Genomic DNA, 20,772 nt, shown 5'->3' on the forward strand with positions numbered 1-20,772 from the left:
GACATCAGTTCGGCGATGGAAGCGCCCGAGACATCAGCGAATGGAAAAGGCATATCCGAACTCCGTTCCGTCAGGACAGCTCGCCGCCATGCTGACTCAAGCGCCGGTCTTCGTGGCCTCCACCTTCGCCGGGTCCGGGATCGTCTGTGTGTCCCCGTCGAGCGTCGAGGTGATGTAGCCCGACACCGACTGGGTGGGCAGCAGTGTGTAGACCGCGTTGGCGTCCAGAGACCCTCGAGTGGAACCGGTCGCGTCGGTGACATCGATGTCGGCGACATAGGTGACGCGGGTCTGCGACGGTGCATATGTCGACGATTCGGTGCCGTTGAGAATCAGGCCGTCCTCATTGACGTAGTTGGTGTACAGCACCGTGCGAGTCGTCTGCCGCGTCGTCGGGTCGACGACGTCGCTGACCACCGCGGTCCCACCGCCGACGCCGCTGTAGGAGCCGGCAGGCGGGAGCGGTGTCGTCGCAGCGACATAGGACCCGATCTTCGGGAACCGGGGATCGTTGTCCGCCGGGTTGAAGACGGTGGTCTTGTCCCCGACCGATCCGACGCTGGTCGTGTACTTGAGGTTAGCGATGACGATGCGCGATTCCGTCGGCGCGACCCCGTGCTCGTCGCCGTTGCCCGACTCCCAGAAGGTGATCGCGGTACCGTCCGCATTCCAGCTGGGCATGCTCCGAGAGATCCACCCGTCACCCTCGTCGACTCCGGGGGTACTCGGGTCGTCCTGGACGAAGAGCGGGATGCCGTTCTCACGGTCGAGGTCGTCCTCGATACGGACCAACCAGTTCTGGTTCGAGACGTTGCGCACCTGGCCGTCCGCGTACTGGTCGTAGACGGCCGCGCCGACGTAGAACGGCAGGAAGTTCTGCCGCTGGATGCGGGTGATCGGCGTGAGCGCCTCGAATCCGCGGGTGCTCCCGACGGCGATCCACTGCTTGTTCGGGGACATGTCGATGTCCTCGTCGTAGTCGAGGTTGCCGGTCACCCGGGTGCCGCGGAAGGGGCTGCCCGGGTACAGCTCGTCCCCGGTCTGGCCCGAAAGGTCGACGAGGATGTCGTCGACGTTGCCGCCGTCGATCACTCCGCCCTGGATGATCACGCCCTTGCCGTCGGGGGTCCACTGCTTGGACTCGCCGGTGGGCCACACCACCCGCGCATTGGTGACGTCGTAGTGGTCACCGTTGGCCGTCAGCGCACCGACGATCGGCAGTGCCTGGAAGTTGCCGGTCTGCCCAAAGACGATGCGCGTGAACAGCACGTGGGTGCCGTCCGGCGACGGCCGCATCTCACGCTGCCGGTTCAGGATTCCGCCCGGGGGCAGGCCCGGGAAGCTGGCTCCGCCGCCATCGGGCGTGTTGACCGGGACGATCCGCGCCAGGGACCCGACGCCGCCGTACCCGGCCGGCTCGAAGACCGCATAGCGGGGACCTCGCGGATCGTCGTTCAAGAGGATGATGATGCGTCCGGTGCCGTCGTAGAACGGCACGGGCTTCAACAGATTGGTGGTCACCGTCGTGCTGGCGCCGCAGGTGAGGCACTTAACGCTCGAGCCGTCGACGTCGTTCGCGTCGATCGAGTAGATCTCCGAACGGCCGCCGGCCGTGGGCGTGCCCGAGAAGACGATGGACTTTCCGTCCTGCGAGTATCGCGAGTTCACGGGCTTGGTCACTCCCGCGGGCATGGTGAGGATGACGCGCTCGACCCTCGGATTGAGGACGTCGACCTCGATCTGGTTCTGCACGCTTCGGGAGCTGAACAGGCCCAGCAGGTTGAACCCTCGGTCGGCGACCGACACGGTGAACGAATCCTCTTGCACCGCATCGTAGTCGATGTCGTCGGGCGTATACGTGAAGACGCCGGTCGCCTCGTTGATGGTCACGGTGCCGTGCTGCGGTTGCTGGGTGATCGTGTAGGTCAGCGCATCACCCTCGGGGTCGGTGACGCCGATGTTGCCGGTGACCGTCTGACCGGTCTGCGAGAGGCTGATCGGTTGCGTGACTGCCGGCGCCTGATTGAACAGGTTCCTCCGCACGAATCCCAGGACGGCCCACAGGACTGGGGTGAACGGTTCGCCGGTGGCGGGCGCCGGGCTGAGGAACGGATTCAAAATCGTGGTGACGATGCTGTTGAGCAGCGTCGTGAAACCCGCTATCGGATTGGAAGCCTGAACCACCGGCGCGACAGCGGCCGAGGCCGCGGCCGCCGCCGCCGCGGTGCGCGCCTGCGAATCGGTGGGCGACGGCCGGCTGAGCAGCACGAGCGGCGACGGGTTGTCGGTGACGGCGCCACTGCTGACGTCGAGGGAGGTGACGGATGTGCGTGCGGTGGGCAGCGACAGGATGGCGCCCTCGTCGGTGGTGCGCGCGCTGACCGCTCGCGATGCGCCCGAGTCGGACGTGGCCGAGGGGGTTGCGGCGGCCGCAGGCTGCGGCGCAGCACCGGCGGTGTCGGAGCTGGAGACGGGCACAGCGGGCGTCGCGGGCGATTCCGGAACGACCACACCGGTCCCCTCGGGAACGCTGGATTCGCTCGCCGGCGCAGCGGACGCGGCATGCTGCGGCTCCTTGGCCTCCGCTGCGGCGTCGCTGAGGTCCGAGTGCGCATCCTCTCGCGACGACGCGTCGGATGCGGCCTTATCGGTCCCCGATGACTCGGTGGACGACGAGGCGCCGCGGGTCGACGCATCGCTCGACGACGAGGCCGGAGCGTTCGACTCGGTCGAGGACGTGTTGTCTGACGTCGACTCGTTCTTGGAAGACGACGTTGACGACGTTGACGACGTTGACGACGTTGACGCCGAGGACGACGAGGAGCCGGAATCCGTCGAGTCTGCGCTCGCCAGGCCCGGCGAGGCGACGACGAGGACGCCGATGCCCAGGGCGGCGGCCAAGGCGCCGACACGGCCGATGTAACGGCCGTAATAGGTGAGATTCGATTGCTGAAAGTCCATGTGATCCCCCAGGACCGTCGGATTGGAGCGCACGGCGGGCGAAGCACTTACCGAGCGTCAAGTTCTGACTTGACGAAAGTAAAGCTGGCACTTACCGGATGTCAAGTAGTTTCTAACGTTTCGTCAAGCAGCGGCTTGACGAGCGTCCAGTACGCTGGACTGAATCCGAGGAGGTGCAGCATGACGTCGCTCAGAGACGACGCCGACGCTCCCATCGACACCCGCCAGCGACTGTTGGACGTGGCAATCCGGCTGATCAGTCGGCACGGATGTGCCGGCACCTCACTGCAGATGATTGCCGACGAGCTCGGCTTCACGAAGGCGGCGATCTACTACCACTTCCGTACGCGGGATGAGCTGCTGGTAGCGCTGATGCAACCCATCCTCGGCCAGATCCGGCACGCCGTCGAGGCCGCCGAGGGTGAACCGACACCGCGTGCGCAGATGGAGTGCATGGTGCGCGGCTACGCCGAAGTCGTCGCGGCCAACAGGTCGCTAGCAGCGGTGATGGTGTTCGATTCGAGCGTTCGCCGCATCCTGCAGATGCAGGAGGAGTGGGGCGACCTCATCGAGCGCCAACTCGCCATCCTGATGCAACTGGAACCGGACGCCACGGGTTTCCTCAAGGCCACGACGCTGTTCAGCGGGCTGGCCGGGGCGGCAACCGGCGCCCCGCCCGAGGTCGATCTGCCGGAACTGATCGAGGACCTCGCCATGATCGGCCGACGGATCGTCGGGCTTCGTGCGCCGCGGCGATCCCCGCAGGCGACACGGCGGGTTGAGGAGCAGCGCAAGCCCGAGCCCTTGCCGCGGCGATGGAAAGAGGTGCTCGCCGAGCGCAGCGGGCTCCCGCAGTAGTCACGATGACGGCGTGAATTCGATGTGCAGTTCGGTGAGTCCCCGGAGCAGGAACGTCGGTTCGTAGCGATAGGTGCGCTGTCCGTGGGGGCCGTGTTTGGCGTCACTGATACGGATCTCGCGCATCCGGTCGAGGAGACGGTTGACGGTGACGCGGCCCTCCACCCGCGCGAGCGGGGCGCCGGCGCACGTGTGGATGCCTCGACCGAACGCGATGTGTTCCCGCACGTTCTTGCGATCGACGCGGAACTCATCCGGGGACTCGAACTTCCGGGGATCGCGGTTGGCTGCTCCGAGGCAGAGCATCAGCACCGTGCCCGCCTTGATCGGCACGCCCCCGAGCGTGGTGGACCTGCGCGCCAGTCGAAAGTCCACCTTGGTCGGACTCTCCAGCCGCAGGCACTCTTCGATGAACGGACCGATCAGCTTCCGGTCCCTCCGCAGCGTCTCCTGCAGCTCCGGATCGTCGCCCAGCACCTGAACCGCTGAGCTCAGGAGCTTCGTCACGGTCTCCTGGCCGGCCGCGAAGAGGAAGGTTGCGGGCCGGACGACTTCCAGCACGGGCGGGACGGACCCGTCCGGGTAGGTGGCGGTGGCCAGGCCGGTGAGGACGTCCTCCCGTGGGTGTTCACGGCGATCACTGATGTACCCGCTGAATAAGGCGTCGAGGTACTGGAGCGGATTGCTGCCGACCGGCTCGTGGTCGAGGGACCCCACCCTGGCGCCGGGTGCATTGCCGGCGCCCAGGTTGCGGCGGATCTCGGGTCGGTCCTCCTCGGGCACACCGAGCAGGTCGGCGATCGCCAGGGTGGCGAAAGGCTTCCCGTACTCGCCGAGGAACTCGCACCGGCCGTTGGCGATGAATTCGTCAAGCTGCCGGTCGGCAAGCGACCAGATGTAATCCTCGTTCTCCTGCAGGCGTCGCGGTGTGAGCAGGCGGCTCAACAACGAGCGCGCCTTCTCGTGCTCCGGAGGGTCCATGACGACCATGTGCTCGAAGATCGGGAACTGATGACGGTGGGCTTCGATGAGGTCGCCGATGTCGTCACCAACGGGTGTGAACGGCAACGGCGGGAAGGGTCCGCCGATCGCATTGACCGCGGAGAAGCACTCGATGTCCTTGAACGCCGCCTGCACTTCCTGGTAGCCGGTGACCGCCACGACGCCCCAATGCGGTTCGCGCACAACGGGACCCGCATCGCGCAGCGATCTCCAATAGTCGTACGGGTCCTGCGCCACGTCGGCGTTGGTGAAGTAGTCGATGTCGGCGAGTTCGGCCATCTCGGCTGAGCCTTTCGGGATTTCGGCGGTGTCTCGGGAGTGGTTCACTCGCCGATCCAGCTGATCGCCTGGCGGGGACAGGCGGAGACCGCAGCGTCGACGTCGTTGACGTCGTCTCCGTCGGGCTGCTTTTCGACGGTGGCGACGTCACCGGTGAGGTCGAAGACGTCGGGCGCCAGTTCGACGCACAGCGCGTGGGCTTCACACAGCCGCCGATCGACCTGTATCGAGCGGTGTAGCGCCATTGTCATGCTCCTGATCGATCGACCAGCTGTTAGGGTGCCGTATGAGTACCACGCACATTGCCGAGTGGTCAAGCCGGGCGATACGGTGACCGCGCGATCGCAGCGGGCCACGTCCCGGTCCGAGGACGGCGGCACCCGCCGCCGACTCATTGAGGCGACCATCGAGATCATGCACGACGAGGGCTACGCCGCTGCGACGTCTCGTCGTGTCGCCGCCAGGGCGAACGTCAAGCAGGCGCTCGTCTACTACTACTTCCCCACGATGGACGACCTGTTTCTCGAGGTGCTGCGCGCCGGTTCGGAGGCTGCGTTGGCCCGCCTGCGCGACGCTCTCACCGCCGACGATCCCGTGCGGACCCTGTGGCTGATCAACAGCGACGCCCGGCAGACCGTACTGAACACCGAGGTCATGGCACTGGCCAACCATCGCAAGATCATCGGCGCCGAGCTGAAGGCATACGCCGAACGCGTCCGCGACATCGAGTCCGCCGCGGTGGCGATGATGTTGCGGACTCGCGGCGTCGACATGACCGAGCACTCGCCGGTGGCGATATCGATGCTGATCGCCCAGCTGGCGCGCAGCATGGCCAACGAACGAGCCGTCGGCGTGTCCTACGGCCACCGCGAGCTCGAGGCGTTCGTCGAGCAGCTGCTGACGGCAATGGCTCTTCGGGCCTCCGTCGGGGACGCCTGAGCCACCCGCGGTCACCCGCCAAGGGTTGACAGTGCGGGCGATCCGTGTCAGTCTCCTGATCGATCGACAAACAATTCGGACGGCGAGGTGTCATATGACGGGACGGCTGGCAGGCAAGGTCGCCTTCATCACCGGAGCCGCACGCGGACAGGGCCGTAGTCACGCCGTCCGCCTCGCCGAAGAGGGCGCGGACATCATCGCCGTCGACATCTGCGGCCCGGTGAGCACCAACACGCAGATCGACCCCGCCACGCCGGACGATCTCGCCGAGACGGCGGACCTGGTCAAGCAACTCAACCGCCGGATCGTGACGGCCGAGGTCGACGTTCGCGACTACGACGCCCTCAGGGCCGCCGTCGACAGTGGTGTCGAGCAGCTCGGACGCCTCGACATCGTCTGCGCCAACGCCGGCATCGGCAACGGTGGTCAGACGCTCGACCAGACGAGCGAAGTCGACTGGACGGACATGATCGACGTCAATCTGTCCGGCGTGTGGAAGACGGTCAAAGCCGCCGTACCGCACCTCATCTCGCAGGGGCAGGGCGGGTCGATCATTCTCACCAGCTCAGTCGGTGGGCTCAAGGCCTATCCCCACACCGGCCACTACATCGCCGCGAAGCACGGCGTCGTCGGTCTCATGCGGACCTTCGCGGTGGAGTTGGGGCAGCATTCGATCCGGGTGAACTCGGTCCATCCGACCAACGTCAACACACCCTTGTTCATGAACGAGGGCACCATGAAGTTGTTCCGCCCGGACCTCGAGGCTCCCGGCCCTGACGATCTGGCGGTCGCCGCGCAATTCATGCACGTCCTGCCGATCGGTTGGGTCGAACCGCGCGACATCAGCAACGCGGTCCTGTTCCTGGCGTCCGACGAAGCGCGCTATGTGACGGGATTGCCGATGACCGTCGACGCCGGGAGCATGCTGAAGTAGCTCCGCCTACTCCGCGTCGGTGTCCCGCAGCTCGTCGCGGGTGAGCAGGTCGTCGCGCACCCGCTGCTCGCGGTAGGCCAGGGCGCCGACGCGCTGCGCCACCACCGGCGCGGTGATCAACGTGAACAGCCCGGTCAGCACCACCATGCCGAAGTCGGTGTTGCCGCGAAGTCGGATGGCGGCGCCGAAGAGCACCAGCAGCAGGCCCAGCACCTGCGGTTTGGTGGCGGCGTGCATGCGGCACAACGTGTCGGGGAAGCGCACCACGCCGATCGCCGCCGTCAGCGCCAGCGCCGAGCCCGCCAGCACCAGCACCCCCGCGAGGACGTCGCCGGCGTTCACTGCGCATCCTCGGCGTCGGCGGGCCGGTCCGGGACGCGGAAGCGGGCGACGCTCACCGAGCCGACGAAGCTGATCAGCGCCAGCGCGGCGAGGCTGTAGGTGACCGTGGTGTCGAGCGTGTAGGCGGCCCAGGTGCCGATGCCGCACATGGTGACCGCAATGAGGGTGTCGACGGCGACCAGCCGGTCGAGCGTGTTGGGGCCGGCGAGCATCCGGAACATCGTGGTCGCGGCGGCGGCGATCAGCATCACCCCGGCGGCGATCCACACGGCGGTCATCGGGCGGCCTCCGACTGCGGCCGCGCGGCGGGCCGCCAGTCGGCGTCGCGCTCGAACGACCGGATCAGCAACCGCTCGATGGTGCCGACCTGCCGGTAGAACCGGGCGACGGCGCGTTCGGTGCCGACGTCGAGGACGTGAACGTAGATGATGCGGCGGGCCTGGTCGACCTCGACGACGATGGCGCCGGGGATCAGGTTGTTGATGCTCACCGCCAGCGACAGCACCAGGTCGGATTTCAGCCGCAGCCGGGCGCGCAGCACGGCCGACAGCGGCGGCGGGCCCGGCCGGATCGCCAGCCAGGCGACCTGCACCGATGACACCACCAGGTACCACGCCACCACCGCGACCAACCGCAGCAGCGACAGCGGGTGCAGTCGGCCTTCCACCGGAACCGGTGGGAGCGGCAGCAGCAGCGTGATCACCAGCGCGATCGCCAGCCCGCTGAGCAGGTTGGCGACCGAGACGTTCCCCCACAGCAGCACCCACACCAGCACCAGCCACACCACCGCGGCGACGCGCAGCACGACCCGCCTCACGGCGCCCTGCCCAGCACGGCGGCGATGTAGTCGTCGCGGTGGATCACCTGGTCGGCGGCGCGCTCGCTGTAGCTCATGATCGGGCCCGCGAAGACCGTCAGCGCCAGACCCACCGCGATCATCGCGGCCGTCGGGAGCACCATGCCGACCGGCATCCGGCCCACGTCGGCGCGGTCCTCGAACTCGACGTCCTCGGAGTCGTCGAGCAGCGCCGCCGGGCTCGCCGACACCAGGTTGCCCTCCGGGGCGTCGACACGGGACCGCCAGAACGCCAGCGTCCAGACCCGCGCCATGACGTACAGCGTCAGCAGGCTCGTGACGACCCCGCCCGCCACCAGCACCCAGGCCAGGACGGAGCCCCGGGCTGCGCCCGCTTCGAGCAGCGCCACCTTGCCGATGAACCCGGAGAACGGCGGGATGCCCCCGAGGTTCAGCGCGGGCACGAAGAACACGAACGCCAACAGCGGGCTCGCGGCGGCCAGTCCGCCGAGGCGCCGCAACGTCGACGCGCCGGCCTGCCGCTCGATGAGGCCGACCACGAGGAACAGCGTGGTCTGCACGACGATGTGGTGGGCGACGTAGAAGATGGCGCCGGTCATCCCCAGCCGCGTCGACAACGCGATACCGAACAGCATGTAGCCGATGTGGCTGACTAGCGTGAACGACAGCAGCCGTTTGATGTCGCTCTGGGCGATCGCGCCGAAGACGCCGACGATCATCGTCAGCAGCGCCGCGACGAGCAGGACGCGGTCGAGCGCGCCGCCGGGGAACAGCAGCGCGTGCGACCGGATGATCGCGTATACGCCGACCTTGGTCAGCAGGCCGGCGAACACCGCGGTGACGGGTGCCGGCGCGGTGGGATAGGAGTCGGGCAGCCACGTCGACAGCGGGAAGACCGCCGCCTTGATGCCGAACGCGACGACCAGCACCGCGAACAGCGCGTTGCGGGTGCCGGGGCTGACGTAGTCGAGGCGCACGGCCAGCTCGGCCATGTTCAGCGTGCCGGCCGCGGCGTACACCAGCGCGATGCCGATCAAGAAGATCATCGACGACACCATCGACACCATGACGTAGGCGATGCCGGCCCGCACCCGCTCGATGCTCGCGCCGATGGTCAGCAGCACGAAGCTCGCCGTGAGCAGCACCTCGAAGCCGACGTAGAGGTTGAACAGGTCGCCGGCCAGGAACGCGGTGCACACACCGGCGGAGAGCACCAGGTAGGTGGGCAGGAAGATCGACACCGGCTGGCGGTGGTCGCCGTCGCGGATGCCCTGGCCGATCGCGTAGCAGACCACCGCGAGCAGCACGATCGACGACACCAGCAGCATCAGCGCCGACAGCCGGTCGACCACCAGCGTGATGCCCAGCGGTCCGAGCCCGCCGCCCAGATCGTCCCAGCCGCCGACGTCGAGGACCTGCGCGCCGTCGCGGTCGGCGATGTGCACCAGCAGCGCACAGACGGCGACGACGGCGGCGAGCGCGGCGAGGGTGATCGCCCGCTGCAGCCGCGGCGTCCGCCCGGCGAACATCGTGACCGCCGCCGCCAGCGTCGGGATGAGCACGGGCAGCGGGATGAGGACCGCCGGGTTCACCGCGACCCCTCGTGTCCCGGCAGCGCGTCCAGCTCGTCGGGCTCGTCGGTGTCGGGGTACCGCGGCTCGCCCGGCTGGTCGGCGTCGGCGTCGACGGCCTCCTCGTCGGACATCGATTGGACACGGGCGTCCTCGGGGTCGTTCTCGACGTCCTCGGCGGTGGTCAGCCGGTAGCTGCGGTAGGTCAGCGCCAGCACGAACGCCGCCACCCCCATCGAGATGACGATCGCGGTGAGGATCATGCCCTGGGCCAGCGGATCGGCGTCGGTCGCCGCGTGGCGGCCGCGGTCGCGCACCGGTGGATTGCCGGACGGGCCGCCGGCCGCCAGGATCAGCAGGTTGACGGCGTTGCCGATGAGCAGCAGGCCGAGCAGCATGCGCGTCAGGTTCCGCTCGAGCAGCAGGTAGACCCCGCAGCTCGTGAGGGTGCCGATGGCCACCAGCGGCACCAGGTAGGTGGTCACCGGCGCACCGCCGGGCCGCGCTCGGGGAGCTCGGTGTCGATGCGGGCGCCGAGGCTGCGGAGCACGTCGAGCACCAGGCCCACCACGATCAGGTAGACGCCGAGGTCGAAGACCAGCGCGGTGACGAACTTGAACTCGCCGAGCACCGGGAGGTCGACCTCGACCACCGCCGACGACAGCGCCGGGGCGCCGAGCAGCAGCGACGCGACGGCCGTGCCCGCGGACAGGCCGAGACCGACACCGAGGATCCGGCCCGCGTCGAGCGGCAGCGCCTCGCCGAGCTCGTAGCGGCCGCCGGCGAGGTAGCGCAGCACCAGTGCCAGGCCGGCGGTGAGCCCGCCCGCGAACCCGCCGCCCGGGGTGTTGTGTCCGGTGAAGAAGAAGTACGCCGACAGCACCATGATCAGCGGGAAGATGATCCGCGTCGCCACCTCCAGGATCAGCGAGCGGTGTTCCGGATCGCGCAGCTCGCTGCCGCGCAGCCAGGTGGTGTCGCCGAATGCCGGGCTGGTGCGGTAGTTCGCCGCCCGCAGCGCCAGCTCCGACGCGCGGCCGATGTCGGGCTGCGTGACGTCGGCGACCCGCGGCGGGGTGCCGAACCGGCGGTTGCGGAACACCATCGACGCGACGCCGGTCGCGGCGACCAGCAGCACCGAGATCTCCCCCATGGTGTCCCAGGCCCGGATGTCGACGAGCAGCACGTTGACGGCGTTGGCGCCGTGGCCGCGGACGTAGGCGGCGTCGGGGAGCAGGGTGGCGATCGGGGTGCCGGTGCGGGCCGCCATCGCGAAGCTCGCCAGCGTGGTGACGGTGGCGCCGACGGCCACCGCGAGCAGGGCGCGCGGCAGCCGCAGCCGGTTGATGTTGCCGACGTCGGACTCGGCGGGCAGGGCGCGCAGCACCAGCACGAAGAAGACCAGCATCAGCGTCTCGACGAGGAACTGCGTGAGCGCGAGGTCCGGCGCGCCGTGGAAGGCGAAGATCGCGCCGCAGCCGTAGCCGGTGATCCCGACGAGGAGCACGGCGGCCAACCGGTTCCGCATCGCGGTGGCGGCGACCGCGGCGGCCACCATGAGCAACACGACGACCGCCTGCAGCGCCGAATCCCAGGCGGCGAGGGCGGGGCGGTCCCGCGAGCCGAGCGTCAGCACCGCGAGCGGCAGTGTCACCAGCGTCGCCAGGATCACCGCCTGGGTGGCGGGGATCGAGCCGCGCTGCGTCACGGCGGTCAGGCGCACCGACGCGACGTCCAGCGAGCGCATCACCGCGTCGTAGGCGCGGTCGGCGTTGCCCAGCGACCGCCGGGGAACCCGGATCCGCCGCAGCCGCTCGCGATAGAGGAACGCCGCGGTTCCCCCGCCGAGCACCAGCGCCGATGCCAGCAGCGGCAGCCCGACGCCGTGCCAGCGCGCCAGGGGGTAGCCGTGGCCGCCGGTGTCGGCATAGTCGTGCAGGACGTGGTCGATGCCGCTGGGCGCCAGGCCGAGCGCCAGGCCGGCGACCGCCAGCACGGCCGGCGCGACCAAGAAGGGCGCGGGCGGGCGGTGCAGCCTGGCCACCAGCGGGCTGGGCACGTCGCGACCTTTGCGGGCGAACGCGCCCCACAGCACCCGCAGGCTGTACATGGTGGTGAACACCGATCCCAGCACCACCGCGGCCAGCACCGCGGGCGCCCACGGGCCGAGCGACGGGCTGTGGCCGAGCGTCGCGAAGGCGGCCTCCTTGGCGACGAACCCGAAGAACAGCGGCACCCCGGCCATGCTCGCGGCGGCCAGCGCGGCGATGCCGTACAGCCAGGGCAGCCGGTGCCCGAGCCAGGCCAGGCGGCGGATGTCGCGGGTGCCGGTGGCGTGGTCGACGATGCCGACCACCATGAACAGCGCCGCCTTGAACATGGCGTGCGCGCACAGCAGCGCCAGGCCGGCGAGCATCAGGTCGCCGCCGCCGGTGCCGACCATGACGGTGATGAAGCCGAGCTGGCTGACGGTGCCGAACGCCAGGATCAGCTTCAGGTCGTATTCGCGGACGGCCCGCCAGCCGGCGAGCAGCATGGTGCCGACCCCGAGCACGACGACGATCGGCCGCCAGCCCGGGGTGTCGGCGAAGCCGGGTGCCAGGCGGGCGATGAGGTAGACGCCCGCCTTGACCATGGCGGCGGCGTGCAGGTAGGCGCTGACGGGCGTCGGGGCGGCCATGGCGCCCGGCAGCCAGAAGTGCAGCGGGACGATCGCCGACTTCGACAGCGCGCCCACCAGCACCAGCAGCACACCGACCGTCACCGCCGGGCCCGACGGCGGCGTCGCGACGAGCTCCGACAGCAGGTAGGTGCCCGATGCGGCGCCCAGGACGACGACGCCGACCAGCATGGCGAGCCCGCCGGCGGTGGTGACGAGCAGCGCCTGCATGGCCGCGCGCCGGCTGACCTTGCGCTCGGCGTAGTGGCCGACAAGCAGGAACGACAACACCGTCGTCGCTTCCCAGAACACGTAGAGCAGCAGCGTGTTGTCGCTGACGACGAGCCCGAACATGGCCCCGGAGAACGCGACCAGCTCGGCGGCGAAGCTGGGCAGCCGGGCCTCGCGGCGCATGTCGCGGTGGTGGAAGTACTCGGCGCAGTAGCAGAGCACCAGCGCGCCGATCCCCAGCACGAGCACGCTGAGCACCGCGGCGAGCGTGTCGAACCGCAGGGCGATGTCGAGCGACAGCTCGGGCACCCAGGTGAGGTCGACCCGCGGCGCCGGCCGGCCGGGCTGCGGCCAGTGCGCGACGACCCAGGCCAGCGAGCCCAGCGGCACCAGTGCGAGCGGATAGCACGCGAGGCGGTCCCACCTCGCCACCAGCAGCGGCGCCAGCGCGGCGGCGACCGCGTGCGCGAGCAGGATGGCGAGCATGTCCCGCCGATCTTACGGTCGGCCCGTCATGCGCTCAGTCCGCGGCGACCCCGCGGATCCGGCCGTTGCGGAACGCGTCGACGAAGCGGCGATGGTCCTCGCGGGTCAGCACGGCGTAGTCGGCGCCGAACCGGGCCAGGTCGGCGGCGAACTCCGACACCCGGCCGTCGAGGATCGCGGTGACGGCTTCCTCGACCTGTCCCTCGACGAGCTGGTGGCCGCTGCCGGCGTCGGACACGCAGTGGATCTTCGCCGTCGCCTGGCCCAGTTGGCGCACCAGCGGCACCATGTCGTCGGGTTCGGTGACGTTGCCCCAGTCGAGGTCCGCCTCATAGGGCGACAGCTCCTTGATGACCTGCCCGACACCGTCGAGGGTGCACCAGCCCACCCACGGATCGGCGTGCGCCTGCAGCGCCTGCTGGCTGACGGCCGTGCGGTGGCCTTCGTGCTCGAAGTAGCCGCGCAGCCGGGAGTCGTCGACGACGCGGGACGCCGCGGCGACCTGACCCTGCTTCATCGACAGGATGACGTCGTTCTCCAGCGCCTGGCTGCGGCCCTCGACGAGCAGGTTGTACGCCTTGAGCCCGGCGCTGCCGATGCCGAAGCCCGAGGCGCCCACCGCGTCCTTCACCTGGTACGAGATCGATTGCTGCCGTTTGGGTTCGGGGATGGTCTCCAGGTAGTCCCGATAGGCGGCTTCGACGCTCGCCCGCTCCTGGTCGTCGAGCCGGCGGACGCCGGGGCGCTCGGTGAAGTGGCGCTCGGTGCCGGTGAGGTAGGTGAGCCGGTGCAGCAGGTCCACGCGCGTGCGCAGCCGGGCCTCTTGCAGCACCGCGTGCACCGCACCCGCGGTGGTCTCGAGGGTGAGCCGGAAGTCGCTGTCGCCCTGGCGGGTTGCAAAGGCGTGCACCTGCTCGGCGTAGGCGGTGGCGTAGGTCTCGATCAGCGTGCGCACGGTGTCGTCGGACAGCGCCTTGGAAAAGCCCAGCAGCGCCAGCGATGCGGCCATGCGACGCAGGTCCCAGGTGTAGTGACCGAGGTAGGCCTCGTCGAAATCGTTGACGTCGAACACCACGATGCCCGCGCTGTCCATGTAGGTGCCGTAGTTCTCGGCGTGCAGGTCGCCCTGGATCCACACCAGCCGGGTGCGGTCGTCGACCCAGGGATCGTCGATGCGCGCGACGTCGTCGTAGAACAGCGGCGCGCTGCCGCGGTAGAAGGCGAACGGGTCGGCGGCCATCTTGCGGAACTTGTGGCGGAACGCCCGCTCGTCGCGCTCGATCAGGTCGGCGAAGGCGTCCTGCAGCACCGACACGATCTGCGCCTGCCGCTCGTCGTCGTCCTCGGGCACACCCGCCACCGCCATGGCCGGAGGGTACCGCGGCCCCGGCGGTTCAGCGGTAGCCGTCGATGTAGGTGCCGGTGCGGTCGGCGCGGATCACCAGCAGCGCCCCGGGCACCGGGAGCAATCCGATGGCATCGGCGCCATCGGGCAGGGCGGATATCCGGGCGCAATCAGTGCCGTCCAACAGCCGGATGTCACGCGTCCGCCCGGACTCTTCCGCCCGGACCCGCACCAGGAGTTGTTCGGGCAGCGCGACATAGTCGTCGTCGACGCCATGCGACGAGTAATCGCCGCGGCGCACACCGGTGGCGATGTCGGTGGGCAGCTCGCAGCGGACCCGGCCGTCGGCGTCGCGAAATTGCAGTCGCGGTGTCGGATAGGCGACCAGGTAGCCACCGGTGGAGTTGCGTGTCGGGACCGCCCAGCCGGGTGGCTGGATGGCGGTGACCGTGCGTTTGTCGACGTCGGCGACCACGGTCTGGGAGATCCGCGAATCCGACGCGACGCTCACAGCCACGGCGGGCCCGACCGGGCTCACCGTGATCCGAGCGTCGGGAACCGGCGGGACCGACGCGAACAACGTGGTGTCCCAGTCGACGCGTCCGGATCCCGGGTCCGCGCTCACCAGGCGCACGCTGCCGTCGGGACAGGTGAAGGTGCCGACGATTCGGGCCGGAGTGTCGGCGGTGGCCGGCCGGCACTGCCGATGTGGCGTGTCGACAGACCACATCCGCTGACCGGTCCACGGGTCGAAGCCCTCCCAGCGGCGGCCCTCGTCGCGGGTGACCACCGGGAACCGGGGGTCGGCGTCGGAACCGGAGGTGGTGAACTCGCGGCTGCTGAACGGGTCTGCCGGGTCGCGGCCGATCGTCCACAAATGCTCACCGGTCACGGCATCCAGGCCGGTGACCTCGTAGACGGTGCCGATGACCACGACGCGCCCGGCGCCGTACACCCGCATGGTGCTGACCGGGGCGGTGCGGGGACCGGTGCGCCGGTAGGTCCACCGCGACGTGCCGTCGGCGGCGTAGGCGGTGACGGTCCCGCGCTGCAGCACGACGAATCCGGCGCCGGCCGGCTTGATCATCCACTCCGGGGTCTCGCTGCGGTCCGGTCCGTCGACCACCTTCATCGTGAACGCGCTGGCTCCGAGGGCCGCGGGCAGCGGCGGGATCTCGACCTCGGCGGCCGTGGTGGACTCGATGTACCGGTTCTCGTCACCGGCGCGGACAACGGCGACGTTGAGCGTGACCCCGGCCGCCAGCCCGAACACCAGCCCCACGATCGCGAGGGTGCCGGCGATGCGCCCGGGACGCCGCACCGGCGGCAGCAGGGGCGCGGCGATCAACGCGGCGAGCGCACCCATCCCGGTGAGCGCCCACGCGGCCAGCGCAGCGGGAAGAGCGGGACCGACAGGGTATTCGTCCATGACGGCGCGGTAGAAGGCGGGTAGGCCACGGCTGTTGGTCGCCACGTCTCCGACGGCGAGCACGGCGCCGGCCACCAGCAGCCAGCGGGCGGCGCTTGCCCCCCGCCACCCGGTGGCCGACACCGCCAGGCCGATCAGCAGCATCACCGCGAAGACGACGGCGGTGGTGGTGAGGGTCTGCGGCAGCTCGCGGCCGAAGGGGTGCAGGGCGACGGTCTCGCGATCCCACGTGCCGTCGGTGACCGCGCGCCGGGCGCCGGTTCTGCTCCACACCGCCAACCCGAGCGCGTAGCCGAGCAGCCCCGCGGCCAGCGCACCCAGCAGTGCACTCGCCGCCCGAACCGCCTTGCCGGCGGTGCACGGCAGGTCACGGCGGAGTCGCACCGAAGTATTGTCGCAGCACGTACTCGGTGCCGGCGCCGCAAGATTCGCCGGGCGCCGCGTGCGTGTGACGCGGACCGCCTACGGTCGGTGCATGACCTTCATGCGCGTCGTCAGCGCCGGCCGCGACGTCTCCGCGCCGGCCGCGACGATCTTCGAGCTGATCGCCGACCCCGCCCGCCATCCGGAGTGGGACGGCAACGGCAACCTGGCGCACGCCGCGACCGGCCAGCGGGTGAGCGCCGTCGGGCAAGTGTTCGCGACGACCATCACCAAGGGCGAGGTGCGGGAGAACCACGTGGTCGAGTTCGTCGAGGGCCGCCGCATCGCGTGGCGGCCGGCGGAGCCGGGCGGGCGGCCGCCCGGCCACTTGTGGCGCTGGGAACTCGAACCGCTGACCGACACCCGGACCCTGGTCACCCACACCTATGACTGGTCCCAGCTGCGTGATGAGCAGCGCATCGAGTTCGCGCGGAACGTCACCACCGACACGCTGCGCCGCTCGATCGACCGGCTGGCCGCGCTCGCCGAAAACGCCTGAGCCCGTTTCGGCGTGCGGTGCCAGCGGGTACTCGTTCCCGCATGAGTGGAACCGATAAGGCCAACAACAAGATCGAAGACCTCGCGGGCAAGGCCAAGGAGGGCCTGGGCAAGCTGACGGGCGACCGCAGTACCGAGAACGAGGGCAAGGTCGACCAGTCGAAGTCCAGCCTCAAGGACGCCGGCGAGAAGGTGAAGGACGCCTTCAAGAAGTAGGCGGGTCAGCGGCTGTCGCTGAACGCCCGCAGTGCATCCACCTGGATCGGGTCCAGCGATGGCCGCACCGTCCGGCGCGCCGTGACCACGTCGGTCACGGTGACGTCGGCGGCGTCGATCGAGCGCCGCATCGCGGTCAGCGCGGCCTCCCGCAGCAGCGCCACGCAGTCGGCGGCGCTGTAGCCGTCCAGGTCGGCGGCCAGGGCATCGAGGTCGACGTCCACGGCCAGCGGGACCGCCTTGCCGGCGGTCCGCAGGATCTCGCGGCGGGCCGCGGCGTCGGGCGGTTCGACGAACACCAACCGCTCGAGCCGGCCGGGCCGGAGCAGCGCCGGGTCGATGAGGTCGGGCCGGTTGGTGGCGCCGATGACGACGACGTCGCGCAGCGGCTCGATGCCGTCGAGTTCGGTGAGTAGCGCGGCGACCACGCGGTCGGTCACCCCGGAGTCTTGGCTCTGCCCGCGCCGCGGCGCCAGCGCGTCGATCTCGTCGAGGAACACCAGCGACGGCGCGGAGTCGCGGGCCCGGCGGAACAGCTCGCGGACCGCCTTTTCGGACGAGCCGACCCACTTGTCCATCAGCTCAGCGCCTTTGACCGCGTGTACCGAGAGCCGCCCGGTGCTGGCGAGCGCGCGCACCAGGAACGTCTTACCGCAGCCCGGCGGCCCGTAGAGCAGCACGCCGCGCGGCGGCTGCACGCCGAGCCGGGCGAACGTGTCGGGGTGCTGCAGCGGCCACAGCACTGCTTCGGTGAGCGCCTGCTTGGTGGCCGTCATGTCGCCGACGTCGTCGAGCGTCACCGAGCCGACCGACACCTCCGCGGCGGCCGAGCGCGACAGCGGCCGGATCACCGACAGCGCACCGGCCAGGTCGCTCTGCGTCAGCGCCGGGGGAGTGTGGTCGGTGCTGGCCCGGGCGGCCGCTCGCAACGCCGCCTCCCGCACCAGCGCGCACAGATCTGCGACGACGAATCCCGGGGTGCGGCGCGAGATCTCGTCGATGTCGAGGTCACGGGCCGGCACGTTGCGCAGCAGCACCTCGAGCAGCGCGCGCCGCGTCGGGGCGTCGGGCAGGCTGAGCCCCAGCTCGCGGTCGCACAGGTCCGGCGCCCGCAGCCGTGCGTCGACGCCGTCGGGCATCGCGGTGGTCGCGACGAACGCCACCCCCCGGCTCGCCACCGCGGTGCGCAGCTCGGCGAGGATCAGCGTCGCCACCGGTTCGGGCGTTTCGGGCAGGAGCGCGTCGACGTCGGTGATGAGCAGCACCCCGCCGCCGGCCCGCACCCGGGCGGTGGCCGACGCGATCGCGGTGCGGCGGTCCTCGGCCGCGAGCGCGCCCACCGCGGGGCCGTCGACCTCCACCAGCCGGCGGCCCGCGCACACCGCCCGCACCAGCGTCGCCTTGCCCACCCCGGCCGGCCCGGAGACGAGCACACCGAGATTGGCTGTGGCACCGAGTGTTTCGAGCAGCGCAGGCTCGTCCAGCGCGAGCTTGAGCCATTCGGTGAGCCGCTGCGCCTGCGGCTGCGCGCCCTTGAGGTCCTCGACGGAGATCGGCGGGGCGGCGGGGGCCTCGACAGCCGCGGGTGCGGTGCGCGCGGCCGCCGTCCAGCCGCCGTTGCCCCAGGTGACCGACGAATTCGGTTGCACGCTCACCGGTCCGGCCGGGTCGGTGCCGGTGACGGTCAGCAGCTCGGAGGTCCAGGTGATGCCGACCGCGGTGGCGAGCGCCTGGCTGGCGGCCGACGTGGACGTGCCGGGGCCGAGGTCGCGCGGCAGCAGCGACACGGTGTCGCCGACGCTCAACACCTTGCCCAGCAAGGCTTGGCGCAGCGTTGCCGGCGACACCGAACCGGTGGCGAGCGCCGACCCCGACAGCGTCACCGTCCGGGCGCCGTGGACGGTCACCGGCGCCACGACCACGGGGGCGTCCTCGCGCAGCCCGGCGTTGGACAACGTCACGTCGTCGAGCAGCGCGGTGCCGGTGGGCGTGCCGGCCGGCGCCACCCCGGCGACGGCGGCCGTGGTGCGGGAACCGATGAGCGACACCGCATCCCACTCCCGGATGCCGAGCGCGGCGATGGCCTCCGGGTGCAGCCGGACGACGCCGCGGCGCGAATCCGATGCGGAGGTGTTCAGCCGGGCGGTGAGGGTGAGCATGTCAGCGGGTGGGCGGCCGCTCGGCGTCGGCGGGCGGCACCGCGCCCGGCCGGCGCAGGCCGAGCCGGCTCACCGAGCGGCGGTAGACCCGCGGCCGGTCGGGGCGCTGCGCCCGGCGCAGGTTGCGCCGCACCTGGCGCTGCTGCTTGGGTCGCTCGTCCCACACTTCGGGGTGGGCGGCGAGCCAGGCCCGGCTGCGCACGGCGAACGGGATGTGCAGCACGTAGGCGACGATGATCACCAGGATCACGATGTAGCCGTAGCGGATCGAGGCGGCCACGCCGATCGCCAACAGCGCCAGCAGCGGCACCGCCATGCGCGGCGGCACCGCAAAGGTGTGGATCTTGCGCATCGGGATGGTGCTGACCGTGAGCAGCGAGACACCGACCAGCCAGATACACACCGCCGGCGCCGAGGTCCACCAGCCGTCGCCGAACTGCTTGAAGGCCGCCAGCGGGCCGATGGCGCCGATCGCACCGGCGGGTGCCGGCATGCCGGTGAAGAACTGGCTCTCGTAGGCGGGGCGCGCGCCGTCGAGCATCGCGTTGAACCGCGCCAGCCGCAGCACGATGCACACCGCGTACAGCAGCGCGACGATCCAGCCGATCTCCGAGCTCGGCAGCAGCGTGAAGTACACGATGAAGGCCGGCGCCACCCCGAAGTTCACCGCGTCGGCCAGCGAATCGATCTCCTCGCCCATCTTCGACGTGGCGCCCAGCATGCGGGCGACCCGGCCGTCGAGGGCGTCGAGGATGGCCGCCGCCGCGAGGAACGCCATGGCCTCGGTGGGGCGGTTCTCCAGCGCGAACCGCACCGACCACAGGCCCAGGCAGATGGCGGTCACCGTCATCGCGCTGGGGATGAGGCGCCGCACGTTCAGCTGTGGGCGTTTCATGCGCGGTTTCACGGCAGCTCCGCGAGCACGGTCTCGCCCGCGACAGCCCGCTGCTGCGGATAGACCTGCACCGCCGAACCGGGCGGCAGGTAGGTGTCGAGCCGCGAGCCGTAGCGGATCAGCCCGTAGGTGTCGCCGATCGCGACCGTGTCGCCGGGCCGCACGTCGCACACGATGCGGCGGGCCAACAGGCCGGCGATCTGCACCGCGACCACGGTGGCGCCTTCCGGGGTGCGGATCACGACGCTGTTGCGCTCGTTGTCGGCGCTGGCGGCCGCCAGCTCGGCGGAGCCGAACAGCCCGGGCCGGTGCTGCACGTCGACCACCTCGCCGCCGACCGGCGCGCGCTGCACGTGCGCGTCGAACAGGGACAGGAAGATGCTGACGCGCGGGACCGGCTCGGTGCCCAGGCCCAGTTCGGCGGGCGGCACCTCCTCGTCGACCAGGCAGATCAGGCCGTCGGCGGGGGCCACCACCACGCCGTCGCGGGGCGGTGGGGTGCGCGGCGGATGCCGGAAGAACAGGGCGTTCACCGCGGCGGCGGTCAGGCCGGTGGTGCGCAGCACCCGCGAGCGGCGGCCCAGCGCGGCGACGGCCAGTCCGGCGGAGATGAACGGGAACCCGGCGGGATGCACCGGCGGGACCGTCGTGCGGATCAGGGCCAGGAGTCGGGCAGGGCCGGAATCGAGTTGCTCGTCACCGATGCGGGGGCGGCTGGCCACGCGGCC

At 70.5% G+C, this 20,772-nt stretch carries 20 protein-coding genes; 6 read left to right on the top strand and 14 right to left on the bottom strand.

Translation table 11 applies throughout. The features are described from left to right. Window positions 1-96: 96 nt before the first annotated feature. Complete coding sequence (locus tag LV457_RS07915; RefSeq protein WP_232170231.1) at window positions 97-2,478, bottom strand: Ig-like domain-containing protein; 2,382 nt, start codon at window positions 2,476-2,478, stop codon at window positions 97-99. Here LV457_RS07915 and LV457_RS07920 point away from each other — a divergent pair. Both LV457_RS07920 and LV457_RS07925 read left to right on the top strand, forming a co-directional pair. Further along, on the top strand, window positions 2,456-2,923 hold the full coding sequence (locus tag LV457_RS07920) for a hypothetical protein (RefSeq protein ID WP_232170232.1): 468 nt from the start codon (window positions 2,456-2,458) through the stop codon (window positions 2,921-2,923). The genes LV457_RS07915 and LV457_RS07920 overlap by 23 nt on opposite strands. A gap of 218 nt (window positions 2,924-3,141) precedes the next feature. Next, the gene (locus LV457_RS07925; protein ID WP_232170233.1) at window positions 3,142-3,819 is read left to right on the top strand and encodes a TetR/AcrR family transcriptional regulator; all 678 of its coding nucleotides are present in this window, start codon (window positions 3,142-3,144) and stop codon (window positions 3,817-3,819) included. On the opposite strand, the gene LV457_RS07930 is transcribed toward LV457_RS07925, so the two are convergent. Then, the gene (locus LV457_RS07930; RefSeq protein ID WP_232170234.1) at window positions 3,820-5,100 is read right to left on the bottom strand and encodes a cytochrome P450; all 1,281 of its coding nucleotides are present in this window, start codon (window positions 5,098-5,100) and stop codon (window positions 3,820-3,822) included. A 44-nt stretch (window positions 5,101-5,144) separates the two neighbouring features. Then, entirely contained in the window at window positions 5,145-5,351 is a 207-nt protein-coding gene (locus LV457_RS07935; protein WP_232170235.1) for a ferredoxin, read from the bottom strand. Between the two features lie 79 nt (window positions 5,352-5,430). Here LV457_RS07935 and LV457_RS07940 point away from each other — a divergent pair, with 79 nt between their 5' ends. Both LV457_RS07940 and LV457_RS07945 read left to right on the top strand, forming a co-directional pair. Then, window positions 5,431-6,039, top strand: a complete 609-nt coding sequence (locus LV457_RS07940; RefSeq protein ID WP_232170236.1) for a TetR/AcrR family transcriptional regulator — start codon at window positions 5,431-5,433, stop codon at window positions 6,037-6,039. A gap of 94 nt (window positions 6,040-6,133) precedes the next feature. Further along, window positions 6,134-6,973 (top strand): mycofactocin-coupled SDR family oxidoreductase, encoded by an 840-nt coding sequence (locus LV457_RS07945; RefSeq protein WP_232170237.1) that lies wholly within the window; start codon window positions 6,134-6,136, stop codon window positions 6,971-6,973. A gap of 6 nt (window positions 6,974-6,979) precedes the next feature. Here LV457_RS07945 and mnhG read toward each other — a convergent pair whose 3' ends face one another. The 8 genes from mnhG to LV457_RS20185 are packed head-to-tail and all read right to left on the bottom strand — an operon-like array spanning window position 6,980 to window position 16,237. After that, window positions 6,980-7,315: a monovalent cation/H(+) antiporter subunit G gene (gene mnhG, locus LV457_RS07950; protein ID WP_232170238.1), complete on the bottom strand. Its 336-nt coding sequence runs from the start codon at window positions 7,313-7,315 to the stop codon at window positions 6,980-6,982. Next, complete coding sequence (locus tag LV457_RS07955) at window positions 7,312-7,593, bottom strand: monovalent cation/H+ antiporter complex subunit F (RefSeq protein ID WP_232170239.1); 282 nt, start codon at window positions 7,591-7,593, stop codon at window positions 7,312-7,314. The genes mnhG and LV457_RS07955 overlap by 4 nt, the downstream gene beginning before the upstream one ends. After that, window positions 7,590-8,132, bottom strand: coding sequence for a Na+/H+ antiporter subunit E (locus LV457_RS07960; RefSeq protein WP_232170240.1), 543 nt, complete (start codon window positions 8,130-8,132; stop codon window positions 7,590-7,592). The genes LV457_RS07955 and LV457_RS07960 overlap by 4 nt, the downstream gene beginning before the upstream one ends. Continuing rightward, window positions 8,129-9,661: a Na+/H+ antiporter subunit D gene (locus LV457_RS07965; protein WP_232170442.1), complete on the bottom strand. Its 1,533-nt coding sequence runs from the start codon at window positions 9,659-9,661 to the stop codon at window positions 8,129-8,131. The genes LV457_RS07960 and LV457_RS07965 overlap by 4 nt, the downstream gene beginning before the upstream one ends. A 59-nt stretch (window positions 9,662-9,720) precedes the next feature. Beyond that, on the bottom strand, window positions 9,721-10,188 hold the full coding sequence (locus LV457_RS07970) for a Na(+)/H(+) antiporter subunit C (RefSeq protein ID WP_232170241.1): 468 nt from the start codon (window positions 10,186-10,188) through the stop codon (window positions 9,721-9,723). Then, window positions 10,185-13,079: a Na+/H+ antiporter subunit A gene (locus LV457_RS07975; protein WP_232170242.1), complete on the bottom strand. Its 2,895-nt coding sequence runs from the start codon at window positions 13,077-13,079 to the stop codon at window positions 10,185-10,187. Before LV457_RS07975 ends, LV457_RS07970 begins: the two co-directional genes overlap by 4 nt. Before the next feature lie 34 nt (window positions 13,080-13,113). Continuing rightward, on the bottom strand, window positions 13,114-14,445 hold the full coding sequence (locus LV457_RS07980; RefSeq protein ID WP_232170243.1) for a DUF2252 domain-containing protein: 1,332 nt from the start codon (window positions 14,443-14,445) through the stop codon (window positions 13,114-13,116). Between the two features lie 28 nt (window positions 14,446-14,473). Further along, a complete protein-coding gene (locus LV457_RS20185; RefSeq protein WP_232170244.1) occupies window positions 14,474-16,237 on the bottom strand; it encodes a PQQ-binding-like beta-propeller repeat protein in 1,764 nt (587 codons plus the stop codon). A 91-nt stretch (window positions 16,238-16,328) separates the two neighbouring features. Here LV457_RS20185 and LV457_RS07990 point away from each other — a divergent pair, with 91 nt between their 5' ends. Then, a complete protein-coding gene (locus LV457_RS07990) occupies window positions 16,329-16,775 on the top strand; it encodes an SRPBCC family protein (RefSeq protein WP_232170245.1) in 447 nt (148 codons plus the stop codon). Window positions 16,776-16,816: 41 nt separating this feature from the next. Beyond that, a complete protein-coding gene (locus LV457_RS07995; protein ID WP_232170246.1) occupies window positions 16,817-16,990 on the top strand; it encodes a CsbD family protein in 174 nt (57 codons plus the stop codon). 5 nt (window positions 16,991-16,995) lie between these two features. Here LV457_RS07995 and LV457_RS08000 read toward each other — a convergent pair whose 3' ends face one another. Genes LV457_RS08000 through LV457_RS08010 form a run of 3 tightly spaced genes read right to left on the bottom strand, consistent with a single transcriptional unit; the run spans window position 16,996 to window position 20,766 of the window. Next, a complete protein-coding gene (locus tag LV457_RS08000) occupies window positions 16,996-19,149 on the bottom strand; it encodes an AAA family ATPase (RefSeq protein ID WP_232170247.1) in 2,154 nt (717 codons plus the stop codon). A 1-nt stretch (window position 19,150) separates the two neighbouring features. Beyond that, window positions 19,151-20,044 carry a CDP-diacylglycerol--serine O-phosphatidyltransferase gene (gene pssA / locus LV457_RS08005; protein ID WP_232170248.1) on the bottom strand — a complete coding sequence of 298 codons (894 nt, stop codon included), beginning with the start codon at window positions 20,042-20,044 and terminating at the stop codon, window positions 19,151-19,153. A gap of 8 nt (window positions 20,045-20,052) precedes the next feature. Then, window positions 20,053-20,766 carry a phosphatidylserine decarboxylase gene (locus LV457_RS08010; RefSeq protein WP_374198761.1) on the bottom strand — a complete coding sequence of 238 codons (714 nt, stop codon included), beginning with the start codon at window positions 20,764-20,766 and terminating at the stop codon, window positions 20,053-20,055. Window positions 20,767-20,772 lie beyond the last annotated feature (6 nt).

The organism is Mycobacterium sp. MYCO198283 (assembly GCF_021213805.1).
In the GTDB taxonomy this organism is placed as follows: Bacteria; Actinomycetota; Actinomycetes; order Mycobacteriales; family Mycobacteriaceae; genus Mycobacterium.